This window comes from Streptomyces sp. NPDC046465, from assembly GCF_040646035.1.
Taxonomy (GTDB): Bacteria; Actinomycetota; Actinomycetes; order Streptomycetales; family Streptomycetaceae; genus Streptomyces.
This window is the reverse complement of sequence record NZ_JBEYZK010000007.1, coordinates 1-21,732: the sequence shown is the minus strand read 5'-3', so window position 1 is coordinate 21,732 and position 21,732 is coordinate 1. Positions and strand designations below refer to the sequence as shown.

The window sequence follows — 21,732 nt, the reverse complement described above, 5'->3', positions numbered from 1 at the left end:
GCAGGGAGTACCGCATGGGCAAGCTGGACGGCCGCGTCGTCATCGTGACCGGCGCGGCACGTGGGCAGGGCGAGCAGGAGGCGCGCCTCTTCGTGGAGGAGGGCGCCAAGGTCGTCGTCGCCGACGTGCTCGACGAGCAGGGGGAGGCGCTCGCCAAGGAGCTCGGGGAGGAGGCGGCGGCGTACGTACATCTGGACGTCGGGGACGAGGCCGACTGGCAGCGGGCCGTCGCCACCGCGAAGGACACGTTCGGGAAGATCGACGGCCTCGTCAACAACGCGGGGATCCTTCGGTTCAACGAGCTGGTCAGCACCCCGCTCGAGGAGTTCAAGGAGATCATCCAGGTCAATCAGATCGGCTGCTTCCTCGGCATTCGTACCGTCGCGCCCGAGATAGCCGCCGCCGGTGGCGGCACGATCGTGAACACCGCCTCCTATACGGCCCTCACGGGCATGGCGTTCGTCGGCGCGTACGCCGCGACCAAGCACGCCATTCTCGGTCTCACCCGGGTCGCCGCCGTGGAGCTCGCGGGCCAACACATCCGGGTCAACGCCGTGTGCCCGGGGGCGGTCGACACGCCCATGACCAACCCCGCGCAGCTCGACCCGGACGCCGATCCCGAAGCGGCGCGGGAGGCGGTCGCTGAGCTGTACAAGAAGCTGGTGCCGCTCGGGCGGATCGGGCGGCCGCAGGAGGTGGCCGCGCTTGCGCTCTTCCTGACCGGGGACGACTCGGCGTACATCACCGGGCAGCCGTTCGTCATCGACGGCGGGTGGCTGGCCGGGGTCAGCGTCGTCTGACGCCACGCCGACTGACGTCACACCGTCTGACGTCAGAGTAGCTGACGCTGCATCAGGTATTGACGGTCCGTCGGGCCGGTGGAACAGTCGACGCATCGCAATCTGACGGGTCGTCAGAAACCGTCAGTACTTCACGAGGACGGTGAACTTCCTTGGAATTCGGTCTCTTTGTACAGGGATACGTGCCCGCCCAGCGGGCCAAGGTCGACCCCGAAGCGGAGCACAAGGCGCTCATCGAGGAGACCGAGTACGTCATCCAGGCGGACAAGTCGGGCTTCAAGTACGCCTGGGCCTCCGAGCACCACTTCCTGGAGGAGTACTCGCACCTCTCCGCCAACGACGTCTTCCTCGGGTATCTCGCCCACGCGACCGACCGCATCCACCTGGGCTCGGGCATCTTCAACCCGCTCGCCCCCGTCAACCACCCGGTGAAGGTCGCCGAGAAGGTCGCCATGCTCGACCATCTCAGCGAAGGGCGCTTCGAGTTCGGTACGGGGCGCGGTGCCGGTTCGCACGAGATCCTCGGCTTCATGCCGGGCATCACGGACATGAACCACACCAAGGAAATATGGGAAGAGACCATCGCCGAGTTCCCCAAGATGTGGCTCCAGGACGAGTACGTCGGCTTCCAGGGAAAGCACTGGTCGCTGCCGCCCCGCAAGATCCTGCCCAAGCCGTACGGGAGGTCGCACCCGGCCATGTGGTACGCCGCCGGGTCCCCGCCCTCGTACGCCATGGCCGGGAAGAAGGGGCTCGGGGTCCTCGGCTTCAGCGTGCAGAAGGTCTCCGACATGGAGTGGGTCCTGGAGTCGTACAAGTCGGCCATCAAGGAAGCGGAAGCGATCGGCGACTTCGTCAACGACAACGTCATGGTGACGTCGACGGCGATCTGCGCGGAGACCCACAAGAAGGCGGTCCAGATCGCCGTCGGGGGTGGGCTGAACTACCTGCAGTCGCTCCTCTTCCGCTACCACGACACGTTCCCCCGGCCCGAGGGGATTCCCCAGTGGCCCGAACTGCTTCCCGAGTACAGCGAGGAGATCATCGAGCTCCTCATCGCCGAGGAGCTGATGATCTGCGGCGACCCGGACGAGGTCCTCACCCAGTGCAAGCGGTGGGAGCAGGCGGGGGCGGATCAGCTCAGCTTCGGGCTGCCGATCGGGATCTCTCCCGAGGACACGAAGAACACGATCAAGTTGATCGGTGAGCATGTGATTCCGAAGATCGATACGGATCCGGTGCACCGGACTTCGCGGTTCCGGTCTGCTGCGGGGGCGTGAGCGCCTCTCTTATAGCCGCCCCGGCTTCCCCTCCCGGACGGAGGCCGGGGCCCTCGCCGGGCGGGCGGCGGAAGTAGTGGTTGCCGTCGCGGGGCGCTGCCCCGGGCCCCGTTGTCGCCCTGCGGGCTCGTCCTCAAACGCCGGACGGGCTGGAATCCCGGGCTCGTCCTCAAGCGCCGGACGGGCTGGAATCCCGGGCTCGTCCTCAAGCGCCGGACGGGCTGGAATCCCGGGCTCGTCCTCAAGCGCCGGACGGGCTGATGGTCGCCGCCCCAGCTGTTCGCTTTCCCCTGGAAGGGACGTCATGCTCGATCACCTCATCAAGGGTGCGACCGTCGTCGACGGGACCGGTGCCCCCGCCTTCGTCGCCGATGTCGGGATACGGGACGGGCGCATCGCCGTCATCGCCGAACCCGGTGCCGTTGTCGAGGAAGCGCGGGGGAGTGAGGATGCGAGCGGGCGGGTGCTTGCGCCCGGGTTCGTTGATCCGCATACGCATTACGACGCCCAGCTCTTCTGGGACCCGTACGCGACGCCCTCCCTCAACCACGGTGTGACGACGGTCGCGGGCGGCAACTGCGGGTTCACTCTCGCGCCGCTCCATCCCGACCGGCCCGGTGACGCCGACTACACGCGGCGGATGATGTCGAAGGTCGAGGGCATGTCGCTGGTCGCTCTGGAGGAAGGGGCGCCCTGGACGTGGAGTTCGTTCGGGGAGTACTTGGAGGCGCTCGACGGGCGCATAGCCGTCAACGCCGGGTTCATGGTGGGGCATTGCGCGCTGCGGCGGTACGTGATGGGCGCGGACGCGGTCGGCGGGCAGCCGTCCGGGGAGCAGTTGGAGGAGATGCTGCGGCTCTTCCACGAGGCCATGGACGCGGGCGCCTGGGGCCTCTCCACCACGCAGTCGTCCACCCACTCCGACGGTGACGGGCAGCCGGTGGCGTCCCGGCACGCGCGGCCCGCGGAGCTGCTCGCCCTCAGCCGTGCCGTCGCCGAGCACGAGGGAACGCAGTTGGAGGCGATCGTCGCCGGGTGTCTCGATCAGTTCAGCGATGACGAGATCGAGCTGTTGGTGGAGATGAGCGCGGTGGCCGAGCGGCCGCTCAACTGGAATGTGCTCACCATCGACGCCGCCGTCCCCGAACGCGTGCCGCGCCAGCTCGTGGCGAGTGAGCGCGCCCGCAAGGCGGGTGGCCGCATCGTCGCGCTCACCATGCCTATCCTCACGCCCATGAACATGTCGCTCGGCACGTTCTGCGCCCTCAACCTCATCCCGGGGTGGGGCGAGGTGCTCGGGCTTCCCGTGCCCGAGCGGATCGCGGAGCTGCGCGATCCCGCCGTGCGGGAGGAGATGCTGCGGCGGGCGCGGAGCAAGGAGGCGGGCGTCTTCCGGCGCCTGGCCCGCTTCGACCGGTACGTCATCGGAGACACGTACTCCGAGGCGAACGAAGGGCTCACCGGACGCGTGGTCGGGGACATCGCGGCCGAGCGCGGGCAGGAACCGTTCCACTGCCTCGTCGAGATCTGTGCCAATGATGACATGCGGACCGTGCTGTGGCCCATGCCTACCGACAACGACCCGGACTCCTGGGCCCTGCGCGCCGAGACCTGGCAGCACGAGGACGTCATGCTGGGCGGCTCGGACGCGGGCGCGCATCTGGACCGCATGTGCGGGGCCCCGTACACGACCCGGTTCATCGGGGACTGTCTGCGCGGGCGGCGGCTGATGGGGCTCGAACAGGCCGTGAAGATGCTCACCGATGATCCGGCGCAACTCTTCGGGCTGCGTGAGCGGGGGCGGATCGTCGAGGGGTTCCACGCCGACCTGGTGCTTTTCGATCCCGAGCGGATCGACGCGGGCAAGGCCACCCTCGTGCACGATCTGCCCGGCGACAGCCCGCGTCTGGACTCCAGGGCGATCGGCGTCAACGCGGTCTGGGTCAATGGAGTCGAGGCGATACGTGAGGACGTGGTGACGGGCGCCGTGCCGGGGAAGGTGCTGCGCTCCGGGCGTGACACCAGGACGGTGAGCACCAAGTGACCAGGTCCGGGCGGGCCCGGCGGCTCTTCATCGGCGGCGAGTGGACCGAGCCCGACGGCGGGCACTACGAAGTGGTGGACCCGGCGACCGAGGAGGTCGTCGGGCTCGCGCCCGAGGCGAGCGCCGCGCAGGTCCACGCGGCGACGGAGGCGGCGCGGGAGGCGTTCGGGGGCTGGTCGCGGACGAAGCCGGAGGAGCGGGCCACGATCCTGGAGCGCGCGGCCGCCGTCCTGCGGCGGGACTTCGACGAGTACGCCGAGCTGGCCGCGGCCGAGAGCGGCGCGACGACCGGCACCGCGCGCGGCATGCAGGTCGCGGTGGCGGTGGCGCGCTTCCAGCGGTACGCCAAGGGGGCGCTTGAGCCGGTCGAGGAGGCGCTGCCGCCGCAGATCCACGAGGCGGGACCCATGGGCAGGGCGGGCGTCGTGGGGGCGGTCGCCGTCCGGCAGCCGGTCGGCGTCGTCACCTGCGTCACCTCGTACAACAACCCCTGGGCGAACCCCGCGGGCAAGGTCGCGCCCGCCCTCGCCATGGGCAATACGGTCGTCGTGAAGCCCGCGCCGCAGGACCCGCTGTCGGTGTACGGGATGGCGGCGGCGCTGGCGGAGGCGGGCGTGCCGCCCGGGGTGGTGAACGTCGTCTCCGGGACGGACGTGGCCGTGGGCGAGGCGGCCGTCGCCTCCCCGCACGTCGACATGGTGAGCTTCACCGGCTCGACGGCCGTGGGGCAGCGCATCGGCGAGGTGTGCGGCCGCGACATGAAGCGGCAGCTGATGGAGCTGGGCGGGAAGGGCGCGGCGATCGTCCTGGACGACGCGGACCTGGATGCGGCGGTGGCGGGCATCGGTACGACGTTCTCCTTCTACAGCGGGCAGATCTGCACGGCGCCGACCCGCGTCATCGTCCAACGGGGCGTGTATGAGCGGGTGGTGGAGAAGCTCGCCGCCTATGCCGGGTATCTGAAGGTGGGTGATCCGCGCGAGCAGGGGACTGTTGTCGGGCCCGTCATCTCTGCGGGCCACCGCGACCGGATCGAGGCGTACGTCGACCTCGGCCGCAAGGAGGGGGCGCGGCTCGTCGCGGGCGGTGAGCGTCCGGCGTTCGCGAAGGGCTTCTACGTCGCCCCGACCCTCCTGGCCGACTGCACCAACGACATGCGGGTGGTCCGCGAGGAGATCTTCGGTCCTGTCGTGGCCGTCGTCCCCTTCGACGCCGACGGGCCCGATGAGGCCGAGGAGACGGCCGTCGCCCTCGCCAACGACAGCGACTACGGCCTCATCGACTACGTGTGGTCGGGTGACGTCGCCCGCGCCTTCCGGGTGGCCCGCCGGCTGCGCGCGGGCGGTGTCGGCGTGAACACGATCGCCCGGAACATGGAGGCGCCGTTCGGCGGCTTCAAGAGGAGCGGCGTGGGGCGGGACGTCGGGTCGTACGCCCTGCACGCGTACAGCGAGCTGCAGTCGGTGGTGTGGCCGGGGTGAGGGGCCGCCCGGACACGGCCCCCACCCCGGGGTGACGCGGCTACATCCGGCCCAGGAAGACCGGGTTCGTGAACGCCGTCAGGGCGCCGGGGAGCGGAGGCGTCGTCGCCGGGTGGCGGACCTCCGCCCGTACGTACGCCGCGTACGACGCGGTCGTGCGCCACTCGACCGTTCCCGTGCCCGCGTCCGTCCCCGAGGCCGGGAGCGGCGCGCTCGTGTGGAGGACGCCCTGGTCGGTGACGAAGCGGACCGTGCAGCCGGGCGCGCCCCGCACGTCCAGGCGGACGGTGACCGGGGCGTCGAGGTCGACGTCGAGGCGGTCGCCGATGCCCGCGTGGCGGCCCTTGCCGCCCGCCGCCGAGAAGGTGAGCTCGACGGACTTGGACTCGGCGATGTACGAGTGGCCGCGCCGGATGCCGTCCTGGATGGCCTCGCGGGTCAGGTCGTCGGCGAGGACGACGGTCTGCGGGCCGCCGATGCGGTCGGGGTCGCGGTGCGCGTCGCTGTTGCCCATCGCCGGGATCCACGGCTTGCCGCCGCGTACGGAGGCGACGAGCTGGCTGTCCCAGTCGGCGAGGGCGATCTCGTCGTCCGGGGTGTAGGCGCCGTTCCACGCCTCGATCGCGTCCGCCTCGCCGAAGCCGAACTTCCAGTTGCAGCCGACGCAGGTGGCGTGCGGGTGGGCGGGGACGACGAGGCCGCCCGCGTCGCGGATCTTCCGCGCGTACTTGCCGAAGCGGTTGTCGCGGGCACGGTAGCGCCAGTCGATGAACGTGCCGGGGTCGATGCCGAGGGCGACCACGTGGCCGTTGCGGGTCGTCACCTCCTCGCCGAGCATGATCAGGAGGTCGCCGCCCGCGTGCTCGGCCCAGTGGGCGTGCGCGGCATGGGTGTTGTGCTCGGAGCTGTTGATGAAGTCGAGGCCCGCCGCGCGGGCGAGCGCGGCGATCTCGGCGAGCGTGCGCCTGCCGTCCGAGTGCACGGAGTGCAGGTGGCAGTCGCCGCGGTACCAGGCGCGGCCGCGGCCCTTCGCACGCTCGGGCGGGTACACCGGCTTCGGGGTCCTGCCCGGCGCTCCGTAGGTGAGGGTGATCGTCACCTCGTAGGGGAGGCCCTCGGGGGCGACCGTGTACGGGCCGAGCGCGATGTGCCAGGTGCCCTCGCGGACCCGGCCGGGAAGGTAGCCGGGCGTCGCCTCGTCGGCGCGGATGAAGAACTCGGTGCGGGCGCCGCCGGACCAGCCGCGGAAGCCCTTGCCGCCGAGCTCCGTGCCGCGCTCGTCGAAGACGCCGATGTCCAGGGCGTTGCCCTGGGTGCCGGGCGGCACGGTGGGCTTCTCGTAGGTGTAGGCGACGCGGAACTCGGAGACCCCGTAGGGGACCTCGACCGGCAGGTACACGTAGTCGGGGGAGCCGGTGGGCAGCGTGCCGCGCACCGTTCTCGTCTCCTTGGCCCCCGGCGCCCTGTCACGCGCGGGGGCGCGCCGCTCGGCGCCGCTGGCGAAGCTCACGCTGCCCAACGTAAGCGTGGCCGCGGCTCCCGTCACGAACAGTCCGCGCCGGTTCATTCCCCCGTGTTGCGGGTGGTCCTCGCACATGCTGCGGCTCCCCAGGGTGTCGGTGGTGACGTGGGTGGTGCGGGCAACCCTGGTATTGAGCCGTGAACTGCGCGCCAAGGGAAGGCGGTTGACGTGTTTACGCCCGGTTGCCGACCGATTCGTCGTCGGTGGCGCCCGCCGCGAGGAGCGCGGCCTCGGTCTCCGTGTGCGGCCCGGGAGCGCCGTTGCGCGCCCACCACAGCGGGCTGTTCCCCGTGCCGTGGTCCTCGCGCAGGTTCGGGTCGGCGCCGTGGTCGAGGAGTGCGCGCACCGTGGCGAGGTGGCCCCAGGCGGCGGCCGCGCACAGAGGGGTGCCCTCCGTGACGTCGTTGCTCTCGGTGTCGGGCCGGGCGCCCGCCCGCAGCAGCACCCGCACGGTGGAGGCGGCGCCGTGCACCGACGCGGCGTACAGCGCCGTCGTGCCGTCGGCCTCGGGCAGCTCCGGGTCGATCCCGGACCGCAGCACGGTGCGCACGGTGTACGTGTCGCCGACCGACGCCGCCCAGACCAGGCGATGGGTGAGCTTCTTCTGCTTCCGTCTGTTCATCGGCGTCAGGTTAATGAGCGCGCGGGCATGGACCAACCGGGTTTCCAGGGATAGGAAGAGTGCCCCGGACCGACCGACACTCCCGGACACGCTCGGAGGAATCGTGCGCATCTCCGCGACGCTCTACATGACCGACAGAACGATCACGCCGATACGCCTGGCCCAGGAGGTGGAGCAGCGGGGCTTCGCCGGGCTCTACCTCCCCGAGCACACCCACATCCCCTTCCCGCGCGAGACCCCCTACCCGGGCGGTGAGCTGCCGCCCGAGTGCGCCCGCATGCTCAGCCCCTTCGTCGCCCTCGCCCAGGCCGCCGCCGTCACGGAGCGGATCACGCTCGGCACGAACATCGCCCTGATCGCCCAGCACGACCCCATCGACCTGGCCAAGCAGATCGCGACCCTCGACCACCTGTCCGGCGGCCGCGTCACGCTCGGCATCGGCTACGGCTGGAACCGCGAGGAGGCCGAGGACCACGGCGTGCCGTGGCCGCGGCGCCGGGCGGTGGTGCGCGACCGGATGGCGGTCATGCGGGCGCTCTGGTCGGACCATCCGAAGCCGTACGAGGGCGAGTTCGGCTCCGTGCGGGCGAGCGAGGTGCATCCCAAGCCGCGGCGCACGCCCCGCAAGCGGCTCGCGAAGGGGCCGCTGTTCGGGCCGCGCACGCTCATCGGCGGGGCCGCGGGTCCGGGGCTCTTCGCGCACATCGCGGAGTACGCGGACGGCTGGATGCCCGTCGGCGGCAGCGGCCTGCGCGACGCGCTGCCCGTGCTGCGGTCGGCGTGGGCGGACGCGGGCCGCGAGCCCGGCGACCTGTATGTGGCGGTGACGGCCGTCGAGCCGGACACGGACAAGCTCGCGTACTACCGGGACCTCGGCGTCGACGAGGTGATCGTGCAGCTGCCGCCGGACGGGGACGCGGAGGTGTGCGCGGCGCTCGACGGGCTCGGGCGGTACGTGGGTCCGTGAGCCCCGCGTGGTCCTGTGAGCCCCGGATGGTCCCGTGGGCCCCGCGTGGTCCCGGGGGGTCGGCGATGTCAGGGGAAGTTCAGCAGGTGGAGGTATCTGTATGAGGCGGGAGTTATCGCTCGTATGCTCGGAGACATGACCAACAGCGCGCAGCCCCCGGAGGCCGGACGACCCACCGCCAACGCCATGCGGCGCGCGCTCAGGAGGGCCAGGGACGGCGTCGCGCTCGACGTGACGGAGGCCGCCGTCCTGCTGCGGGCGCGGGGCGAGGACCTCGACGACCTCACCGCGTCCGCGGCCCGGGTGCGGGACGCGGGGCTCGACGCCGCGGGCCGCCCCGGCGTCATCACGTACTCCAAAAGCGTCTTCATCCCGCTCACCCGCCTCTGCCGTGACAAGTGCCACTACTGCACCTTCGTGACCGTGCCCGGCAAGCTGCGGCGCGAGGGCCACGGCATGTTCATGTCCCCGGACGAGGTCCTCGACATCGCCCGGCGCGGCGCCGAACTGGGCTGCAAGGAAGCCCTCATCACCCTCGGGGACAAGCCGGAGGACCGCTGGCCCGAAGCGCGCGAGTGGCTGGAGGCCGAGGGATACGACGACACCATCGCGTACGTCCGCGCCATCTCGATCCGCATCCTGGAAGAGACCGGGCTGCTCCCGCACCTCAACCCGGGCGTGATGACCTGGACGGACTTCCAGCGGCTCAAGCCCGTCGCGCCCAGCATGGGGATGATGCTGGAGACCACCGCCGAGCGGCTGTGGAGCGAGCCGGGGCAGCCGCACTTCGGCTCGCCCGACAAGGAGCCCGCCGTCCGCCTCCGGGTCCTGGAGGACGCGGGCCGCTCCTCCGTCCCCTTCACCAGCGGGCTGCTCATCGGCATCGGCGAGACCTACGAGGAGCGCGCCGACGCGCTGTTCGCGCTGCGCCGCGTCGCCCGCTCGTACCACGGCATCCAGGAACTGATCATCCAGAACTTCCGCGCCAAGCCGGACACGGCGATGCGCGGCATGCCCGACGCCGAGATCGACGACCTGGTCGCGACCGTCGCCGTCGCCCGGCACATCATGGGCCCCTCGGGCTGCATCCAGGCGCCGCCCAACCTCGTCGACGGCGAGTACAAGCGGCTCATCGGCGCGGGCATCGACGACTGGGGCGGCGTCTCGCCCGTCACCATCGACCACGTCAACCCCGAGAAGCCGTGGCCGGGCATCGAGGAGCTCGCCGAGAAGTCCGCTGCCGAAGGCTTCACACTCCGGGAACGCCTCTGCGTCTACCCCGAGTTCGTGCAGCGCGGCGAGCCCTGGCTCGACCCGCGCCTCCTGCCGCACCTGCGCGCCCTCGCCGACCCGGAGACCGGCCTCGCCCGGCCCGACGCGGTGGTCGAGGGCCACCCCTGGCAGGAGCCCGACGAGGGGTACGTCGCCTCGTCCGGCCGCACCGACCTGCACCGCACCATCGACACCACAGGACGCACCACCGACCGGCGCGACGACTTCGACGAGGTGTACGGCGACTGGGAGGCGCTGCGTGAGCAGGCGGCGCCCGGCATGGTGCCCTCCCGCATCGACGGTGACGTGCGGGCCGCCCTGAAGCAGGCCGCCGACGACCCGACGAAGCTCACCGACGACGAGGCCCTCGCCCTGCTGCACGCCGACGGGCCCGCGCTCGACGCGCTGTGCTCCGTCGCGGACGACATCCGTAAGACGGTCAACGGCGACGACGTCACGTACATCGTCACGCGCAACATCAACTTCACCAACGTCTGCTACACCGGCTGCCGCTTCTGCGCCTTCGCCCAGCGCAGGACGGACGCCGACGCCTACACGCTCTCCCTGGACCAGGTCGCCGACCGGGCCGCGCAGGCCTGGGACGTCGGCGCCGTCGAGGTCTGCATGCAGGGCGGCATCCACCCCGACCTGCCGGGCACCGCCTACTTCGATATCGCGCGGGCGGTGAAGGAGCGCGTGCCGGGCATGCACGTGCACGCCTTCTCGCCGATGGAGGTCGTCAACGGCGCGACACGGACGGGCCTCTCGATCCGCGAGTGGCTCACCGCCGCCAAGGAGGCGGGGCTCGACTCGATCCCGGGGACGGCCGCCGAGATCCTCGACGACGAGGTGCGCTGGATCCTCACCAAGGGCAAGCTGCCGACCGCCACGTGGAAGGAGGTCGTCTCCACCGCCCACGAGCTCGGCATCCGGTCGAGCTCCACCATGATGTACGGGCACGTGGACCAGCCCCGGCACTGGCTCGGCCACTTCCGCACCCTCGCCGCCATGCAGGAGTCCGCCCTCGCCAAGGGCGTCGAGGGCTTCACGGAGTTCGTGACGCTGCCCTTCATCCACACCAACGCGCCCGTCTACCTGGCGGGGATCGCCCGGCCGGGACCGACCGCCCGCGACAACCGCGCCGTGACCGCCATGGCACGCGTCCTGCTCCACCCCCTCATCCCCAACATCCAGACCAGTTGGGTGAAGCTCGGCCAGGAGGGCGCCGCCGAGATGCTGAGGTCCGGCGCGAACGACCTCGGCGGGACGCTGATGGAGGAGACCATCTCCCGCATGGCGGGCTCCAGTTACGGCTCCTACCGGTCGATCGAGGACCTCGTCGCCATCGCCGACGCGGCGGGACGCCCGGCGAAGCCCCGGACGACGCTGTACGGAGAGGTGCCCGAGGAGCGGCAGCTCGCGGCGGCGGCCTCGGACGGGCATCTGCCGGAGCTGCTGCCGGTGTTGGAGCCGTAAGCGGTACGGGGGTGAGGAGTGGGGGCGGGGGCCAGTCGGCGCCCCGCTCGGGGGCGCCGAGCGCCGCAGGGCCGAAGGAGACCACTGGGCGCTGCGCCGCCGACGCGACCGGGAGCACCCACACCGCGCCCGCGCCCGGCACCGCGCTGCCCGCGCCGCCGCGCCGTCGACGGTCAGGTCACCCGCCGCGAGGGCGGCCCCGAAACCGTCGACGGCGCCCGCGAGCAGGGCCACGGACACGAGGGCGGCCCACCAGGGCCGAATGCGTCGGCGAGGTGTGCGCATCGTGTCCGCGTCCCTTCACTCACGGGCGCTCGCGGATGGTGCGGGTGTTACGGGTGATGCGGGGCCAACTGGTGGTGCGGGTGTCAGTCGGCCAGGACGTCGCCGAAGCGGACACCGGCCGTGGCGGGGGCGTTGATCGCCGCCGGGCCGAAGGAGTCGATGCCCGTGACGGTCAGACCGCCCGCGGCGCCGCGCAGGTGCCAGACCGAACCGGTGTCGGCGGCGTCGCCGTCCTCGTCGGGCGCGGCCACCGTCAGGTCGGCCTTGCCGTCCTTGTTCGTGTCGGACAGCAGGACGTGGCTGCCGAACTTGTCGCCCTTCTCGGAGGCGCCGGGGACACCGGCCGTGGACTGGTCGAAGGCCTGCGAGCCCGTGCCGGTCAGACCGGTGCGGGAGCCCTTGAGGAGGACGACGCTGCCGGCGTCGGCGGTCGTGCCGATGGCCTCGTTGGGAACGCCGACGGCGACGTCGGCGTAGCCGTCGCCGTTCACGTCGCCCGCGCTGATGGCGGTGCCGAACTGGTCGCCCGCCTCACCGGTGCCGGGGACGCCCGCGGTGTCCTGGGTGATCTTCGTGGAGCGGTCCGAGAGGCCGGACGCCGAGCCGTAGCGGACGAGGACCGTGCCCTTCTGGGACGGCATGTCCTCGAAGCTGGTGCCGATGTCGCGGGTGACGAAGTCGCCGTAGCCGTCGCCGTCGATGTCCGCGACCGCGCCGCCGAGGGAGGGGGCGAGCTTCTGCGAGGTGGTGCTCACCCCGTTCTTGCCGCCCTTCCAGAGCTGGCTCTTGTGCGCCGTCTCCTCGAAGCCATGGCTGGTGACGATGTCGTCGGCGCCGTCGCCGGTCACGTCGCCCACGACGAAGTCACCGGGGCCGAAGGTCAGGCTCGTGGCGATCTGCTGGGTGCTCGCGGCCTTCCCGTCGTGCTTGAACGGGCCGTACGCGATGGTCATGCCCTTGTCGTCGTTGTCCATCGGGTCCTCGGGCTCCGGGTACTCGGCCGTGACCAGGTCCCCCTTGCCGTCGCCGTTGAAGTCACCGGCGGTCACGAGCGCGCCGTTCGAGTCCAGCTCGGAGCTGCCCGCGCCGGTGAGGCCCTGAGCGGAGCCCCACAGGACGACGGGCTTCTTGCCGCCGGTGACGACGAGGTCGGTGTAGCCGTCGCCGTCGAGGTCGGAAGCGCTCGTCTGGCCGCCGAAGTGGCCCTCGTCCGTCGCGGAGCCGGGCACGCCGGGCGTGGCGCGGCTGATGGTGACGGCGTGCGCCTTGTCCGGGCCGTTCGCCGAGCCGTACACGATCGAGACGCTGCCGGAGACATCGTTGTCGTAGTTGCCCGGGGCCGATATGGCGAGGTCGGCGTAACCGTCGTGGTTGAAGTCGGTGACCGTAGCCTTCGGCGGGGTGGGCGCGGCCGACGCCGAACCCGCGGCGACGAGGGCAAGGGGTGCCGTGAGCGAGGCGACGGCCACGGCGGTGATGAGAGAGCGACGCACTGGTCCTCCAGAGAGATCGTGTCGTGTGGTCATGCGGTCAGGTGGTCTTGGGGTGGTCAGCTGCCGAGCAGCAGACCGAACTCGGCGTCCTTCTCGGGATCGCCGAGCTTCACCGGGGCGAGGGTGCCCGCGCCCGCGGTGGTCAGGCCGCTCGCGGAGCCGTAGAGGTTCCACAGGGCGCCCGAGTCGGTGTAGGTGCCGTCCTCGCCGGGGGCGGTGGCGGTCAGGTCGGCCTTGCCGTCCTTGTCGAGGTCGGTGAGGCGCACCTGGCGGCCGAAGTCGTCGCCCGTCTCGGAGACGCCGGGCACACCGGCCGTGGACTGGTGGTAGGCCACGGCTCCCTTGCCCGTCATGCCGCCGTCGGCCTTGGACGCGCCTTTGAGCAGGACGACCGCGCCGGTGCCGGTGCTCGCGCCGAGGCTCTCGCCGGGGACGCCGACGGCGACCTCCGCCCTGCCGTCGCCGTTCACGTCGCCCGCGCTGAGCGAGGCGCCGAACGCGTCGTTCTCCTCGCCGGTCCCGGGGACGCCCGCGGTGGCCTGGGTGATGACCTTCTTGCGCGCGTCGGTCGGCCCGGCCGAACTGCCGTACTGGATCGTGATGCTGCCCGGGGCGGAGTCGATGACCTCGGTGACGCTGCCGATGTCACGGGTGATCAGGTCGCCGTACCCGTCGCCGTCGACGTCGCCGACGGTGCCGCTGTAGGCCGTGCCGAGGGCCTTGTACGCGTGGCCGACACCGCTGCGGCCGCCCTTCCAGAAGCGGGCGTCGTGCGTCATCTCCTCGAAGCCGTGCGTGGTGACGATGTCGTCGACACCGTCGCCCGTCAGGTCGCCGGTGATGAAGCGGGCGAGACCGGACGGTCCGTCGCCGGTGGTGATGGTGTCCTTGGCGGCGGGCTTGCCGACGCGGGTGAACGGGCCGTACTGGATGGTCATGCCGGAGACGTCGGGGTCGTCGCTCGGGGTGTCGTTGACGACGAGGTCGCGCTTGCCGTCGCCGTTGAAGTCCCCCGTGGCGAACTCGGAGTAGTCGTGGGGCAGGACGGTGTCCTTGCCGGTCAGGCCGTCCTTGGAACCCCACAGGACGGTCGCCCTGTTGCCGTGGTCGTCGCCGCCCGTCACGAGGAGGTCGGTGTAGGAGTCGCCGTCCAGGTCGGCGGGGAGGGTCTGGGCGCCGAAGGCGTAGGTGCCGCGGAGTTCGCCGGGAACGCCCGGTGTGGCGCGGCTGATGCGCTGGTGGCGCTCGGTGCCGGGCCCGGAGGCGGTGCCGTACACGAGGGAGAGGTAGCCCGCCTTCTCGACGCCGTCGACGGTGCCGTGGGGCGCGGCGACGGCGAGGTCGGCGTACCCGTCGTGGTTGAAGTCGGTGACCGGCGTCCGGGGCGGCCGCGGAGCGGCCGCCGCGGTGCCGGAGGTGACAGAGACGGCGAGAGGGGCGGTCAGCGCGGCGACGGCGATGGCGCTGATGAGTGTGCGGCGGGGCACGGGTCCTCCTGTGGCGAACGTCTGTGACGTAGGAGGAGACAGCACTTCGCGGAGGAAGGTTGCACACTGCAGGAACTCCGTTACGTGATCCGGACGTTTGCCGTACGACCTCTGTTGTTCACCTCGCGCCCGGCAGGGGTGCGGGAGACCGGCCGCGGGGGCAGGGGAGGGTTCTACGGTGGTGGCACGGCCCGCGGGGATGTCCCTGCAAGAGGTTCTGCGGCGGCGCAGGCGGTCGGGGTTCGTCGGACGGCGCGGTGAACTCGGCTCGTTCCGGGAGAACTTCGACCTGCCGGTGGACGACGAGCGGCACAGCTTCCTCTTCCACGTCCACGGCCTGAGCGGGGTCGGAAAGACGTTCCTGGTCCGGGAGTTGGAGCAGATCGCCCGCGAGCGCGGCGCCCTGACCGCCTACGTCGACGAGGCCGCGGGCAGCCTGCCCGAGGTGATGGGCGCCGTCAGCGCCGAGTTCGCCCGGCAGGGACGGCGGTGCAAGGACCTCGACCGGGAGCTCGCCGCGCACCGGGAGCGCCGCCGGGAGGCCGAGTCGCTCGCGGCGCTCGCGGCGGCGGGTGACCTGCCGTCAGGGCCGGGCCCTGCGGCGTCCGTCGGCAGCATGGCGGCCGCTCGCGCGGGGCTGGCCGGACTGGGCCTCGTACCGGGCATCGGGCCCTTCGCCGGAGCACTCGACCCGGCACAACTGGCGCAAGGAGCGGACCGGTTGCGGGCCGGTATCGGCAACCGGCTGCGCGGTCACGACGAAGCGCAGTCGCTGCTCTCTCCGGAGCGGGCGCTCACCCCGGTGCTGCTCGGTGAGCTGAGCCGGGTGGCCGCGGACGCTCCGTGGCTCGTCCTGTTCTTCGACACGTACGAGCGGACCGCGCCGTTCCTCGACCGCTGGCTCCACGACGTGCTCACCACGGAGCGGCACGGCACGCTGCCCGCCAACACCGTGATCGTGACGGCGGGCCAACGGCCCTTCGACGCCGCGCTCTGGGGCGACTCCGCGGGCTTCGTGGCCGATCTGCCGCTGGAGCCGTTCACGGATGCCGAGGCGCGCGGACTGCTCGCGGCCAGGGGGGTCACGGCGGAGCCCGTCGTCGAGGAGGTCCTGCGGCTCTCCGGGCGCCTGCCGGTCCTGGTGTCGACGCTCGCCGCGAGCCGTCCCGCCGACGCGGACGACGTGGGCGATCCCAGTGCGACGGCCGTCGAGCGGTTCCTGAAGTGGGAGCCGGACCCGGCCCGACGGGAGGCGGCGCTCGCCTGCGCGCTGCCGCGCGGACTCGACGCGGACGTGTTCGGCGCCGCCGTGGAATGTGCGGCCGAGGACGTGATGCCCTTGTTCGACTGGCTGCGGGGCCTGCCGTTCGTGCACACCGGGGGCGGGCGGGCCCGGTACCACGACGCGGTGCGGGCGCCGATGCTGCGGCTGCTCAGGAGCCGGTCGCCGAGAGGGTGGGCCGAGCGGCACCGGAAGCTGCACGAGACGTTCGGGCAGTGGCGCGCGGAGGCGGAGGCGCGCCTCGCGCGGGAGGACCTGTGGGCGGACGACGGCTGGCGGGAGCTGCGGTTGGCGGAGAGCTATCACCTGCTCTGCGCTCAGGGGCTGGGCTCGCTGCCGAAGGTCCTTGTCGACATCCTCATGGCGTGCGGCAAGGGGGAGGACGTGGCCCGGCGGTGGGCGCGGGCCCTTGAGGCGGTGGGTCAGGACGCGGACGCCGAGGCGGTCGGGGCGTGGGGGCGTGATCTGCTGCGGGCCCTGGACGAGGGCGGCACGGCGCAGGCGCTGTGGCTCCTGCTCGACCGGATCGACTTCGACCCCCGTGGTGAGGCGGCTGTCCGGTCCCTGCGGGGACGGCACCTCAGGGACCTCGGCCGGCACGCGGAGGCGGCGGCGGAGTTCACCAGGGCGCTCGAACTCCACCCGGAACAGGCGATGCTGCACAGCCTGCGCTCCTGGTCCCTGCTGCGGCAGGGCGGGCACGAGGAGGAGGCGCTGCGGGACGCGCGACGGGCCGTGGCCCTGGAGCCCGGCTCGGTCCGCTACCTCCGCGAGTGCGCCTGGGCCCACTCGTTCCTGGGCCGGTTCGAGGATGCCGAGCGGGAGGCGGACCGGGCACTGGGGATCGACGGCGAGGACGCGGACGCGCTGGTGGCCAGAGGCGTCGCCCGTACTTCCCTGTGCCGGTACGACCTCGCGCTGGAGGACCTGGACCGGGCGCTGGCCAACGGTGCGGAAACCGCGTGGGTGCTTGTGCTCAGGGCGCGGGCGCTCGGGGCCATGGGCGAACCGGAGCGGCAGCTGCGGGACCTGGACCGTGCCGTCGCCCTGGGGGCCGACGACGAGGCGTGGGTGTTCTGTCAGCGCGGCGACGTCCTGCGCGACGCGGGCCGCGACGAGGACGCCCTCGCCGACTACCGCAGGGCGCTGGAACTCGACCCCGACTACACGCCCGTGTACAGCAGCCGGGCCGTGCTGCTCAGCAGGCTGCGGCGGTACGAGGAGGAACGCGCGGACTGGGACAGAGTGGTGGAGCGCCACCCGGACGTCTCCTGGGTGCGGGTCGCGCGGGCCGCGGTGCTGCGCCGCCTGGGAGCCGGCGACGACGCGCTCGCGGACCTCGACCGGGCGGGCGCACTGACGCCGGACGACGTGCAGGTGTGGAGCGGCCGGGGGGCCGTGCTGTCCGGGCTCGGGCGCTTCGAGGAGGCTCTCGCCGCCCTGGACAGAGCGGTGGAGCTGGCCCCGGACGACGCGCGGGTCCGTGCGAAGAGAGCGAAGGTGCGCTCTGAACTCGCCCTGTTCGACGAGGCGTTGAGTGATCTGGACCGGGCGCTCGGCCTAGCGCCGGAAGAGGTCGCGCTGCACGCGGGCCGGGTGGCCGTCCACCTGGCCGTCGGCCGCCTCGACCAGGCCCTGACCGGCCTCTCGCGCTGCGTCGAGCTGGGCGCCGAGCCCGCCTGGGCGGCCGGTCAGACCTGCCGTATCCAGCTGCATCAGGGTCGTATCGCGCAGGCACTGGCAGCCCTGTCCGGCCTCAGCGAGGAGGAGGCCGGGTCACGTGCGGCCCTCTCGGCGCGGGCCAGGGCGCACCGCGCCGCGGGGGACTGGGACGCGGCCGTCCTGGCCGCCGAGCGGCTCCGTCCGCTCGACGCGGCGCGGGGGTCGGTGGCGCTCGCCCTGGCCGTGGCCGGGCGCGACGGTGTGGTGGCCGCCGTTCCGCTGTGGCGCGAGGCGGAACCGCTCGTGCTCGGCGCGGGCTTCTCGGTGCGGGCCCGCGCGTTCTTCGGCGTACGGGTGGCGTCGGGTCTCGGTGACTGGGCCGAGCTGGACGCCGGACTCGCGACGCTGCTCGCCTCGTGCCGGTGGTGGGAGCATCTCGCGGACCTCGCCGCGGACCTGCGTCACCTCCGGGACAGTCCGGGCGCGGACCGCGGACGTCTGGAGCCGTGCCTGACGAGGGTGACCGCGGCACGGGACGAGGTGCGGGCCCGGCACGCCGTACGGGGTTGAGCAGAGCGGTCCGGAAGGTGACAGAAGCCCGGCGAATCCGTAGCAAGTGCGAAGCTCCCGTGAACGTCGTTCAAAAGCCGCCTCAAGGGCGACTCTTCGCATACCACTTGGCGACTGAACCGATCGTTCGCGGTCGATTACAGTGCTGCAAAGGTACGGAGGGAGGTCCGCGTGGGTACCGCAGCAGCCACCGGTGTCTGGGGCCGCGCCGAGCAGCAGGACTTCCGCAGCCGGGTGCGCGGCACGCTCCTCGGGGCGGCCCTGGGTGACGCCCTGGGCGCACCCGTCGACGGGCTCTCCCTGGAGGGGATACGCGAGGCGCACGGGGCCGAGGGGGTCGCCGGGCCCGTACCGGCGTACGGGCGGCGCGGCGCCGTCACCGCGGCCACCCAGCTGACCCTGTTCACCGTCGACGGGCTGATACGCGCCCAGGTGCGGCGCGACACCGGCGCATGGCACCCGCCGACCGATCTGCACCGCGCCTACCGCCGCTGGGCCGCGACCCAGAGCGACTGGGGCCCCGACGAGCGGCGCAAGGAGGACGGCTGGCTGGCCCGCGAGGAGTGGCTGTACGTGCGGCGCGACCCGGCCCGCGCCTGCCTGACCGGACTCGGCGACGAGGTCATGGGCACCCTCGACGCCCCCAAGAACCCCGACGAACGCGGCGCCGACGCCGCCGTCAGATCCGCGCCCTTCGGACTCCTCGTCGGCTGGGAGCCGCAGCTCGTGCTGCAGCTCGCCGTCGAGTGCGCCGTCCAGACCCACGGTCACCCCACAGCCCACCTGGCCGCCGGTGCGCACACCGCCATCGTGCACGGCCTGGCCCGCGGGGAGTCCCTCGACGGCGCGATCCAGCGGTGCCTCGCCCTGCTCGCCACCCGCCCCGGCCACCAGCCGGTCACGGACGCGCTCCGGCACGCGCTCGGCGCCGTACGGCAGGGCATGCCGACGCCCGCGCGCGTCGAGGAGCTCGGCACGGACGGGACGGCCGAGGGAGTGCTCGCCGCCGCCGTGTACTGCGCCCTGGTCGGCGAGGACATCCGGCACGGGCTCAGGCTCGCCGTGAACCAGGGCGGCCCTTCGGCCGCGTGCGGCGCGCTGTGCGGGGCGCTGCTCGGTGCGCTGCACGGGGAGACCGCGCTGCCGCCGGGGTGGCTCACGGAGTTGGAGGGCCGCCCCACGATACTGGAGCTCGCGGACGACTTCGCCATGGAGATGACGCAGGGGCCCGCGCTGCACGGCCCCGGGCTCTCGTCGCCGGGGTGGCTGGCCCGCTACCCGCGGGCCTGACCGGACTCAGCTCGCGGGGGCCACGTCGGGGTCGGCCGCGAACGTGCGGCTCAGCAGGTCGTGGAGGGTGGCGCGCTCGGCGTCGTCCAGGGACTCAAGGCCCGCCAGCGTGGTGTGCATGGTGGCGCGGATCGCGTCGACGGCCCGCTCGCCCTCGGGCGTGAGCAGCACGTTCTTGACGCGGCGGTCCGTGGGGCTCGGCTCCCGGTGCACCAGGCCGCGCTTCTCCAGACGGTCGATGATCCCCGTCATGTTGGAGGCGTCGCAGGACAGTGTCCGGGCGAGGACGCGCATCGCGGCGGGGCCCCGGCGCAGCACGCTGAGCGTCTTGCCCTGGCTCGCGGTGAGGTTCTCGCGCGCCGCCGCCTCCGTGAAGTCCCCGTAGTAGGCACCGAGCGACACCGCGAGCAGCTCCATGAGCTGGGCCGTGTCGACGCGTGGGGTTCCAGGCATGTGAGCCACCTTACGCCATAAAACTTGACGATCTCAAATATTGAGGCTTACCTTCTTATGCGTTACTTGAAGTAATCAAGTATCGATGTCATCAAGTATCGAGGTTCTCAAGTATCGAGGCCTCACGCAGTTGAGCAGCTGGAGAAGAAGCCACCGTGTCCCACGCACAGCAGCAGGCGGCCCCGCCGAACCCCACCGGACAGACCGTCCTCGTCCTGGTGCTCGGGCTCGCCGCCATGGTCGTCTCGATGATGCAGACCCTGGTCGTCCCGATCCTGTCGATCATCCAGAAGGACCTGGACGCCACCACCGCAGGTGTGAGCTGGGTGACCACCGCAACCCTGCTCTCCGCCGCCGTCTTCACCCCGCTGCTCGGCCGCTTCGGCGACCAGCACGGCAAGAAGCCCACCCTGATCGGCGTCCTGCTCGTGATGATCGCGGGCTCCGTGCTCGCCGCCACCACGACCTCACTGACCTGGCTCATCGTCGGCCGGATCATGCAGGGAGCGGCCACCGCGATCTTCCCGCTCGCCCTCTCCGTACTCCGAGAGGAGATCAGGCCCGCCAAGCTCCACGGGGCCATGGCCCTGGTCAGCGGCACCCTGGCGTTCGGCAGCGGTCTCGCCCTGGTGGGCGCGGGCCTGCTGACCCAGGGCTCCGACCCCGACTACCACCGGGTGTTCTGGCTCGCGGTCGTCCTCGCCGTGCTCGCCCTGATCGGCGTGGTCCTCGCCGTGCCCGCCTCGCGCTCGAAGACCGGCGGGCGCACCGACTGGCTGGGCGCGGGCACCCTCGCGCTCCTCCTCGTCCTGCTGCTCCTGCCGATCTCGCAGGGCCACGAGTGGGGCTGGACCTCCGGCCGCACCCTCGGCTCCTTCGCCGGCGCCGTCGTCATGGCGGGCGTGTGGGTCCTGACCGAGCTCAAGGTCAAGGAGCCGATGGTGGACATGAAGATGTTCGCCCACCGCCCCGTCCTCTTCACCAACCTGGCCGGACTGCTGCTCGGCTTCGCGATGTTCGCCCAGTTCATCGGCGTCTCGTACCTCGTGCAGATGCCCGAGAGCGTGGCCGGGTACGGCTTCGGGGCCTCGGTCCTCGGCGCGTCCGTCGTCTACCTCCTGCCGACCACGATCGTCTCGCTGATCGGCGCCCAGTTCGGCGGCATCCTGGTCCGAAGGATCGGCGCGCGCGTCACGCTCGCCGCCGGCGCCGCGTTCGGCGTCATCGGCTTCGCCTGGCTGACCCTGGCGCACGGCACCAGCGCCTCCGTGATCGGCGCGGGCATGGTCATCGGCCTGGCGATCAGCTTCGGCTACGCCTCGATGCCCGCGCTCATCGTCGCCAGCGTCCCGGCCCACCAGACCGGCATCGCCAACGGCATCAACTCCATCTCCCGCTCGGTCGGCAGCGCCATCGCCAGCGCGATGATCACCTCGCTGCTCGCGTCGAAGACGATCCCGCTCCCGGCGGGCATGCCCGCGCTGCCGCAGGAAAGCCAGTTCACGCTGAGCTTCGCCATCGCGGGGGCGGCCTTCGTCCTGGTCGTGGCGGTCGCCCTGGTCGGCCTCACGGCGCTGCACGCCCCGCGTACGCCGCGGCTGCGGAAGGTCGCGGAGTCCGGCGCGGGGGCGCCGGAGCGCGCGGGGGTCTGACCGAGGGGGTGCCCCGTCAGGGGCGCGGGGAACTGCGCGCTCAGCCCCCGAAAAGCCGCAGTCGCGTCTGCGGGGATCCCGGCAGACGCGACTG

14 protein-coding genes are annotated in these 21,732 nt (G+C 72.2%); 9 read left to right on the top strand and 5 right to left on the bottom strand.

Features of this window, described 5'->3' with window-relative positions; genetic code table 11:
• The first annotated feature begins 14 nt into the window (after window positions 1-14).
• The 4 genes from ABZ953_RS12455 (at window position 15) to ABZ953_RS12440 (ending at window position 5,605) form a co-directional block, all read left to right on the top strand.
• Window positions 15-800, top strand: a complete 786-nt coding sequence (locus tag ABZ953_RS12455; RefSeq protein WP_361721072.1) for a glucose 1-dehydrogenase — start codon at window positions 15-17, stop codon at window positions 798-800.
• 152 nt (window positions 801-952) lie between these two features.
• The gene (locus ABZ953_RS12450) at window positions 953-2,080 is read left to right on the top strand and encodes an LLM class flavin-dependent oxidoreductase (protein WP_361721069.1); all 1,128 of its coding nucleotides are present in this window, start codon (window positions 953-955) and stop codon (window positions 2,078-2,080) included.
• A 304-nt stretch (window positions 2,081-2,384) separates the two neighbouring features.
• A complete protein-coding gene (locus tag ABZ953_RS12445; protein WP_361721066.1) occupies window positions 2,385-4,124 on the top strand; it encodes a D-aminoacylase in 1,740 nt (579 codons plus the stop codon).
• Window positions 4,121-5,605, top strand: a complete 1,485-nt coding sequence (locus ABZ953_RS12440) for an aldehyde dehydrogenase family protein (RefSeq protein WP_361721063.1) — start codon at window positions 4,121-4,123, stop codon at window positions 5,603-5,605. Before ABZ953_RS12445 ends, ABZ953_RS12440 begins: the two co-directional genes overlap by 4 nt.
• Before the next feature lie 40 nt (window positions 5,606-5,645).
• Here ABZ953_RS12440 and ABZ953_RS12435 read toward each other — a convergent pair whose 3' ends face one another.
• Both ABZ953_RS12435 and ABZ953_RS12430 read right to left on the bottom strand, forming a co-directional pair.
• Window positions 5,646-7,202: a CehA/McbA family metallohydrolase gene (locus ABZ953_RS12435; protein ID WP_361721060.1), complete on the bottom strand. Its 1,557-nt coding sequence runs from the start codon at window positions 7,200-7,202 to the stop codon at window positions 5,646-5,648.
• Window positions 7,203-7,299: 97 nt separating this feature from the next.
• The gene (locus ABZ953_RS12430; RefSeq protein WP_361721057.1) at window positions 7,300-7,749 is read right to left on the bottom strand and encodes an ankyrin repeat domain-containing protein; all 450 of its coding nucleotides are present in this window, start codon (window positions 7,747-7,749) and stop codon (window positions 7,300-7,302) included.
• A 103-nt stretch (window positions 7,750-7,852) separates the two neighbouring features.
• Between ABZ953_RS12430 and ABZ953_RS12425 the strand changes: the two genes are divergently transcribed.
• Window positions 7,853-8,716, top strand: a complete 864-nt coding sequence (locus ABZ953_RS12425) for an LLM class F420-dependent oxidoreductase (RefSeq protein ID WP_361721054.1) — start codon at window positions 7,853-7,855, stop codon at window positions 8,714-8,716.
• A 123-nt stretch (window positions 8,717-8,839) separates the two neighbouring features.
• A complete protein-coding gene (locus ABZ953_RS12420; protein WP_361721051.1) occupies window positions 8,840-11,464 on the top strand; it encodes a bifunctional FO biosynthesis protein CofGH in 2,625 nt (874 codons plus the stop codon).
• A 368-nt stretch (window positions 11,465-11,832) separates the two neighbouring features.
• On the opposite strand, the gene ABZ953_RS12415 is transcribed toward ABZ953_RS12420, so the two are convergent.
• Both ABZ953_RS12415 and ABZ953_RS12410 read right to left on the bottom strand, forming a co-directional pair.
• Window positions 11,833-13,242 (bottom strand): FG-GAP-like repeat-containing protein, encoded by a 1,410-nt coding sequence (locus tag ABZ953_RS12415; protein WP_361721048.1) that lies wholly within the window; start codon window positions 13,240-13,242, stop codon window positions 11,833-11,835.
• Between the two features lie 56 nt (window positions 13,243-13,298).
• Window positions 13,299-14,729 (bottom strand): FG-GAP and VCBS repeat-containing protein, encoded by a 1,431-nt coding sequence (locus ABZ953_RS12410; protein ID WP_361721045.1) that lies wholly within the window; start codon window positions 14,727-14,729, stop codon window positions 13,299-13,301.
• A gap of 178 nt (window positions 14,730-14,907) precedes the next feature.
• On the opposite strand from ABZ953_RS12410, the gene ABZ953_RS12405 reads away from it, so the two are divergent.
• Entirely contained in the window at window positions 14,908-18,243 is a 3,336-nt protein-coding gene (locus tag ABZ953_RS12405) for a tetratricopeptide repeat protein (protein ID WP_361721042.1), read from the top strand.
• 171 nt (window positions 18,244-18,414) lie between these two features.
• Entirely contained in the window at window positions 18,415-19,533 is a 1,119-nt protein-coding gene (locus ABZ953_RS12400; RefSeq protein ID WP_361721039.1) for an ADP-ribosylglycohydrolase family protein, read from the top strand.
• Between the two features lie 6 nt (window positions 19,534-19,539).
• Here the strand turns inward: ABZ953_RS12400 and ABZ953_RS12395 are convergent, their stop codons facing one another.
• Window positions 19,540-19,986, bottom strand: a complete 447-nt coding sequence (locus ABZ953_RS12395; protein WP_361721036.1) for a MarR family transcriptional regulator — start codon at window positions 19,984-19,986, stop codon at window positions 19,540-19,542.
• Window positions 19,987-20,141: 155 nt separating this feature from the next.
• On the opposite strand from ABZ953_RS12395, the gene ABZ953_RS12390 reads away from it, so the two are divergent.
• Window positions 20,142-21,638 (top strand): MFS transporter, encoded by a 1,497-nt coding sequence (locus ABZ953_RS12390; RefSeq protein WP_361721033.1) that lies wholly within the window; start codon window positions 20,142-20,144, stop codon window positions 21,636-21,638.
• Window positions 21,639-21,732: the final 94 nt, after the last annotated feature.

What these genes read in the sequence shown, in the direction of transcription:
- ABZ953_RS12455 (WP_361721072.1), top strand. Translation starts at nt 15, where the DNA reads ATGGGCAAGCTGGACGGCCGCGTCGTCATCGTGACCGGCGCGGCACGT.
- ABZ953_RS12395 (WP_361721036.1), bottom strand. Translation starts at nt 19,986, where the DNA reads ATGCCTGGAACCCCACGCGTCGACACGGCCCAGCTCATGGAGCTGCTC.
- ABZ953_RS12445 (WP_361721066.1), top strand. Translation starts at nt 2,385, where the DNA reads ATGCTCGATCACCTCATCAAGGGTGCGACCGTCGTCGACGGGACCGGT.
- ABZ953_RS12430 (WP_361721057.1), bottom strand. Translation starts at nt 7,749, where the DNA reads ATGAACAGACGGAAGCAGAAGAAGCTCACCCATCGCCTGGTCTGGGCG.
- ABZ953_RS12435 (WP_361721060.1), bottom strand. Translation starts at nt 7,202, where the DNA reads ATGTGCGAGGACCACCCGCAACACGGGGGAATGAACCGGCGCGGACTG.
- ABZ953_RS12420 (WP_361721051.1), top strand. Translation starts at nt 8,840, where the DNA reads ATGCTCGGAGACATGACCAACAGCGCGCAGCCCCCGGAGGCCGGACGA.